General features: G+C 69.9%; 7 protein-coding genes. 1 reads left to right on the top strand and 6 read right to left on the bottom strand.

Annotated elements, in window-relative coordinates:
* The coding region (locus VFM98_RS11550; protein WP_325110064.1) for a sodium/proton-translocating pyrophosphatase at positions 1-1,217 on the bottom strand (1,217 nt) is incomplete at its 3' end.
* 236 nt (positions 1,218-1,453) lie between these two features.
* Between VFM98_RS11550 and ppa the strand changes: the two genes are divergently transcribed.
* Entirely contained in the window at positions 1,454-1,996 is a 543-nt protein-coding gene (gene ppa, locus VFM98_RS11555; RefSeq protein ID WP_325110065.1) for an inorganic diphosphatase, read from the top strand.
* A gap of 90 nt (positions 1,997-2,086) precedes the next feature.
* Here the strand turns inward: ppa and VFM98_RS11560 are convergent, their stop codons facing one another.
* The 5 genes from VFM98_RS11560 to VFM98_RS11580 all read right to left on the bottom strand — a co-directional run.
* Positions 2,087-2,533, bottom strand: coding sequence for a hemerythrin (locus VFM98_RS11560; protein ID WP_325110066.1), 447 nt, complete (start codon positions 2,531-2,533; stop codon positions 2,087-2,089).
* Positions 2,533-3,882, bottom strand: coding sequence for a Rieske 2Fe-2S domain-containing protein (locus VFM98_RS11565; protein ID WP_325110067.1), 1,350 nt, complete (start codon positions 3,880-3,882; stop codon positions 2,533-2,535). Before VFM98_RS11565 ends, VFM98_RS11560 begins: the two co-directional genes overlap by 1 nt.
* Before the next feature lie 10 nt (positions 3,883-3,892).
* On the bottom strand, positions 3,893-4,375 hold the full coding sequence (locus VFM98_RS11570) for a pyridoxamine 5'-phosphate oxidase family protein (RefSeq protein ID WP_325110068.1): 483 nt from the start codon (positions 4,373-4,375) through the stop codon (positions 3,893-3,895).
* The gene (locus tag VFM98_RS11575; protein ID WP_325110069.1) at positions 4,372-5,340 is read right to left on the bottom strand and encodes a Bug family tripartite tricarboxylate transporter substrate binding protein; all 969 of its coding nucleotides are present in this window, start codon (positions 5,338-5,340) and stop codon (positions 4,372-4,374) included. The genes VFM98_RS11570 and VFM98_RS11575 overlap by 4 nt, the downstream gene beginning before the upstream one ends.
* A 16-nt stretch (positions 5,341-5,356) precedes the next feature.
* The coding region (locus tag VFM98_RS11580) for a Bug family tripartite tricarboxylate transporter substrate binding protein (RefSeq protein WP_325110070.1) at positions 5,357-5,900 on the bottom strand (544 nt) is incomplete at its 5' end.

Here is a 5,900-nt window from a genome sequence, read left to right on the forward strand (position 1 = left end):
AGCCCGTAGGACACCATGATCGCGACGCAGACGAACAGCACCGGCCAGGCCGTGGACTTCATGGACACGCCGAGTCCGGCGATGATGTTGGTGCCGTGGCCGGTGGTGGAGGCCTGCGCCACGTGCTGCACGGGGTGGTACTGGGTGCCGGTGTAGTACTCGGTGATCCACACCAGCAGGCCCGTCAGCGCCAGGCCGATCACGCAGGAGCCGAACAGGCGCATCTGGCTGCCGGAGGCGGCGATGGCGTTGTCGGGAACCAGCCACACGGTCACGCCGTAGAAGGCGATCAGCGCCAGCACGCCGGCCACGATCAGGCCCTTGTACAAGGCGGGCATCACGTTCTTCATGCCGGGCGAGGCCTTGACGAAGAAGCAACCGATGATGGAGGCGATGATCGACACGCCGCCCATGGCCAGCGGATAGAGCACCGCGTTCACCGGCGCGGAGGCCACCAGCAGCGCGCCCAGCACCATGGTGGCGATCAGCGTCACGGCGTAGGTCTCGAACAGGTCGGCCGCCATGCCGGCGCAGACGCCCACGTTGTCGCCCACGTTGTCGGCGATCACCGCGGGGTTGCGCGGATCGTCCTCGGGGATGCCGGCTTCCACCTTGCCCACCAGGTCGGCGCCCACGTCGGCGCCCTTGGTGAAGATGCCGCCGCCCAGGCGCGCGAAGATCGAGATCAGGGAGGCGCCGAAAGCGAGGCCGATCAGCGGGGTCAGCAGGTTGCCCAGCCTGACGTCCGGCGTCAGCCGGCCGTTGCCCATGAGGAACCAGGTGAAGGCCGTCACGCCCAGCAGGCCCAGGCCCACCACCAGCATGCCGGTGATGGCGCCGCCGCGGAAGGCGACGTCGAGCGCCGGGCCGATGCCCTTGGTGGCGGCCTGCGCGGTGCGCACGTTGGCGCGCACCGAGACGTTCATGCCGATGAAGCCGCAGGCGCCGGAGAGCACCGCCCCGATGACGAAGCCGACGGCCGTCTGCACGTCGAGGAACACGGCGATGAGGATGGCGAGCACCAAGCCGACGATCGCGATCGTGCGGTATTGGCGGGCCAGGTAGGCAGCTGCGCCGGCCTGCACAGCCGCCGCGATTTCCTGCATGCGGGGGTTGCCCGCGTCCTTTCCGAGGATCCAGCTGCGGGCCCAGAAGCCGTAGACCACGGCTGCCAGACCGCAGACGAGCGCCAGTAGCAGCGCCGAGTTGCCAGTCATCAAAGTTTCTCCTGTCGTTCGCTTCGGTCGTCGAGGGGGTCTCCAACGCCGCGGAGCCCCCGCTGCGTTGCTTCCTCGTGACGCGCCGCGTGACGGCGGGACGATTGGCCAACGCGGGGAATATACAGGTGAAGCCTTTACATAGAAATGACCGTCAGCCGAGAGAGTGGTGACATTGACTAAAATCAGGGTTTCCCCCGAGCGCGCCTCCCCTCCATCCCACCCCAAAGCACACGATGTCCCTGGACCAAGTCACTCCCGGCAAGAACATTCCCGAAGCCTTCAACGTGATCATCGAGATCCCGATGAACGCCGACCCCGTGAAGTACGAGGTGGACAAGGAAACGGGCGCCATCTTCGTCGACCGCTTCATGAGCACGGCGATGCACTACCCCACCAACTACGGCTACGTGCCCAAGACCATCGCCGGCGATGGCGACCCGGTGGACGTGCTGGTCGTCACCCCGGTGCCGCTGATCCCGGGCGTGGTCGTGCCCTGCCGCGCCATCGGCGTGCTGAAGATGCAGGACGAGGCCGGAGACGACGCCAAGGTGCTCGCGGTGCCGATCGACAAGGTGCTGTCGATCTACACCCAGTGGCAGCAACCCGAGGACCTGAACCCGCTGCGCCTGAAGACCATCGCGCACTTCTTCGAGCACTACAAGGACCTCGAGCCCGGCAAGTGGGTCAAGGTGCTGGGCTGGGAAGGCCCGGAGTCCGCGAAGAAGGAAGTGCTGGACGGGATCGAGGCGTACAAGAAGGAGCATCCGGAGGGCTGACCCCCGCCGTCGTTCCGCACGGCGGGAACCCCCACGTCTTTCCCGCGCAGGCGGGAACCCAGCAAAGCGCCGCATCGCGGCGCTTTCTTCTTACCGGACGGCGCGGCGCTCCTCGCGCCGGGCCGGCACTCGTGCGATGCGCACCGGCGCCCCCCCGGTGCGGGCCTGGAAGCGCTGGCGCGCCACCGCGGCATCCATCTCCCGCACGTGCTCCGGCAGCCAGTCCAGCAACTGCAGCGCGAGCCGCTGCACCAGCCTCTGCTTCGCCTCGGCGTCGAGCACGTCGCGCGCGAGCACCGCGCCCACTTCCTCGAACGACCTGAGCACGTTGGCGTGCTCGTCGAGGTGGCAGCGGGCGTTGCCGCCCTCCATCCGCCGCAGGTCGGCGTCCTCCGCGGCGAAGTGCTCGCGCGCGTGCGCCTGCAGGGCCTGCAGCGCCGCGAGCCCGTCTTCGCCCGCGGCGGCGTGCAGCAGCCGCAGGGCGTGGCCCTGCAGCTGCGCGTGCTCCGCATCGAGCGCGGCGTCCCCGAGCTCCATCACTTCGCCGGCACCGCTTCTTCGACCGGTGCGGCCGGCTGCTTCAGCACCCGCACCGCAGAGCGCATCTTGTCGGCGTAGGCCTGCTGCCATTCCACCGATGCGGGCATCTCGAAGTAGCCGCTGCGCGCGCCCATCATCACCTCGGGCTCGCTCACGCCCGGCGCGGGCGTGCCGGCCGCGAAGGCACGCGCCGCCTGCAGCGCGCGCCGGCGCGTGCGCGCGATCATCAGGTCGCCGGGGCCCAGGTGCTCCCTGGCGTGGTCCGTGATCCCGCCCATGCTCTCCGTCACGGCCTGGTCCTGCAGGCCGATGTGGTCGATGCCCGAGTAGATGCGGTTGGTGCGCTGCGCCTCGCGGTCGATCAGCCAGTCGTTGGACTCGTCGGCCACCACGCGGTAGCGCTCCAGCCAGCCCGTGCCGTTGGGGTGGAAATCCGGCTGCGGGCGCGCGCCGGGCAGCGGCTTGCCGTTCTTCAGCGGCTCCATGGTGCTGCGCGGGCCGCCGCTGGCGGTGCGGCGGCGCCAGAAGATCGCCATGGTGTGGGTGTCGTCCAGCGGCACCCAGGCGCGGGCCTGGATGTTGACCGGGAATTCGCCCTGCGGCGTCTGGGTCCAGAACGGGAACATGTAGTTGGCGTAGCGCCAGTACGTGACGCCCGGCTTCACGGCGCGGTAGGCGCCGTAGTTCGTGCCCCAGGGCGTGTCGCGCACGTGGTATTCGGGCGCGCGGTCGCCGGCGGTGTGCTCCAGCGGGTGGCCTTCCGGCACCTCCTCGGGATCCAGGTGGCCGACGTGCAGGAAGCCGAAGTGCGAGGTGTCGATGTCGCCCTCCAGCGCCTGCATCCAGTTGCAGCTGCGCATCATGAACTGGATGTCGACGTCCTTCTCCTCCAGCAGCGTTGCTTCGTACATGGGCAGCGGCGGCGGGTCGTCCTGGCGCGGGCCCATGTAGACCCAGATCACGCCATGGCGGTCCACCGCCTTGTAGGCCTGGGCGCGGACCTTGTCCTTGAAGCACTGGTGCGGCGCCACGCTGGGCATGTCCACGCAATGGCCGTCCACGTCGAACTTCCAGCCGTGGTAGATGCAGCGCAGGCCGTCCTCCTCGTTGCGACCGAGCACCAGCGAGGCGTTGCGGTGCGGGCACATGTGGTCCATCACGCCGACGCGGCCGCTCGAGTCGCGGAAGGCGACCAGCTTCTCGCCCAGCAGCAGCAGGCGCATGGGCGTGCCGTCCGGCTGCAGCTCGCCGGAACGCGCGGCCGGGATCCAGTACTGCCGCATGAAGTTGCCCATCACGGTGCCGGGCCCGACGCGGGTGAGGTCGTGGCTGTCTTGCGGTGTCATCCTTGCTCCATCAGTTTTCGAGTTGTGCCGCGCCCTCGCGCAGCAGGAGGAGGGGATCGACCTTGCCCTGCGGGCCCAGGCCGGCGTAGCCCTCCACGCGGTCGAGGTCCACCAGCACGGCGGCCCCCAGCATGGCGAAGTCGTGCGCGCGCTCGGCGGCCGGCGCGCGCTCGAAGATGCGTTGGCGTTCTTCGGGCACGTCCGTCACGCGGGCGCGGCCCTGGAACTGGTAGGTGGCCTTGGCCTCCTCGTCGCGGTACATCAGCGCGATGCGCGGATTGGCGCGGATCGCCCGGATGAAGCCGCCTTCGGCCCTGCGGATCCACAGCGCCAGCTGGTCGTCGCCGAAGACCTGCACCGAGCCGCGGAAGCTCAGTACCGGCTGGCCCTGCGCATCGACGTGCGCCACCAGCATCGGGTGGCGCTCGACCAGCGCGCGGTCGACGCGCCGGCGCAGCGCCTGCGGCAGCACGAGTGCGATCGCGTCCTTCACAGCGTCTCCGGCACGTAGCCGCTGGCCTTGGCCAGGTGCTCGTAGCGGCGGCGTTCGTTGGCGAGCCAGGCGGAGAGCTGCACGCCGCTCATGGGAAGCGGCGCCATGCCCTGGCCGGCCATCTTCTCCAGTGCCTCCTGCTTGGCGAGCATGGCCGTCACCCCCGCATGCAGGCGCTCCACCATGTCGCGCGGCAGCTTCGCCGGCCCGTACAGCGCGGCGGAGTTCTCGATCACGACGTCGAAGCCCTGTTCCTTGAAGGTGGGCACGTCCGGCACCAGGGGCGAGCGCTTCTCGCCCGAGACGGCCACCAGCTTCAGCTTGCCGGCCTTGTGCTGTGTGGCCAAGGGGCTGGTGCCGGTGATCAGCATCGGCAGCCGGCCCGAGACCACGTCGAGGATGCCGACGCCGCTGTCCTTGTAGTGCACGGGCTTGAGCGGCAAGCCGGTCGCCTGCGCCAGCGCGATCCCGACGAAGTGGGACGAAGAGCCCGCGCCGGGCGCCGCGCCGTAGACCGTGCCGGCGGCCTGCCCCTTGGCCCAGCCCACCAGCTCCTTGAGGTCGCCGGCCTGGGTCATCGGGCCGGTGGCCAGCCCCACGTCGAACAGGCTCACGCCGGCGATCGGCGTGAAGTCCGCGATCGGGTCGTAATCCAGCCTGGTGTAGATGTGCGGGTAGATCGCGAACGGGCTGCTGGTGGAGAACATCAGCGTGCGGCCGTCGGGTGCAGAGCGCTTCAGCTCGTTGAGCGCGACGCGGCCGCCGGCGCCCAGCTTGCTCACCACGATCACGGGCCGGCCCAGCGACTCGCGCAGGTGGTCGGCCAGCAGCCGCGCGGTGAAGTCCATCGAGGAGGCGGCCCCCACCAGGATGGTGACGGGCGCCTGGTCCTGCGCGCGCAGGGCAGGGGCGGCCAGCACGGCGGCGCCGGCGGCCAGGCTGTGGAGGGCGGTGCGACGCTTCATCGTGGGCCTCCCCGTCTCACGCGTCCTGCCGCACGAAGCCGCTGTCGCGTGCCAGGCGCTCGAATTGCGAGCGCTCCTGCGCCAGGGCGGTCGCCAGTTGCGGGGGCGTGGCGTGCCACACCGTCATGGCCTGCTGCGTGAGCTTCTCCACGATGGCGGGGTTGGTCAGCATCGGCGCGATCGCGTCGTGGTAGCGCTTGACCAGGTCGGCCGACATGCCGGCGGGGCCGAACACGCCCGTCGACGTGCTGCTGCTGATCGGAACGCCGGCTTCGGCCAGCGTCGGCACGTCGGGCACCAGGGGCGAGCGCTTGTCGCCCGAGACCGCCAGGATCTTCGTCTTGCCCGCCTTGTGGAACTCGATCTGCGGCTGCAGCCCGGTGATCATGATCGGCAACCGGCCGGCGGCGAGGTCGATCAGGCCGACGCCGCTGTCCTTGTAGGCGACGTGGGTCAGCTTGGTGTGCGTGGCCAGGCCGACCGACAGGCCCAGGAAGTGCGACAGCGAGCCGTTGCCCGGCGCGGAGCCGAACACGGCATCGCCCGGCTTGCGCGCCTTG

This window comes from Ramlibacter sp. (assembly GCF_035706265.1).
Taxonomy (GTDB): Bacteria; Pseudomonadota; Gammaproteobacteria; order Burkholderiales; family Burkholderiaceae_C; genus Ramlibacter.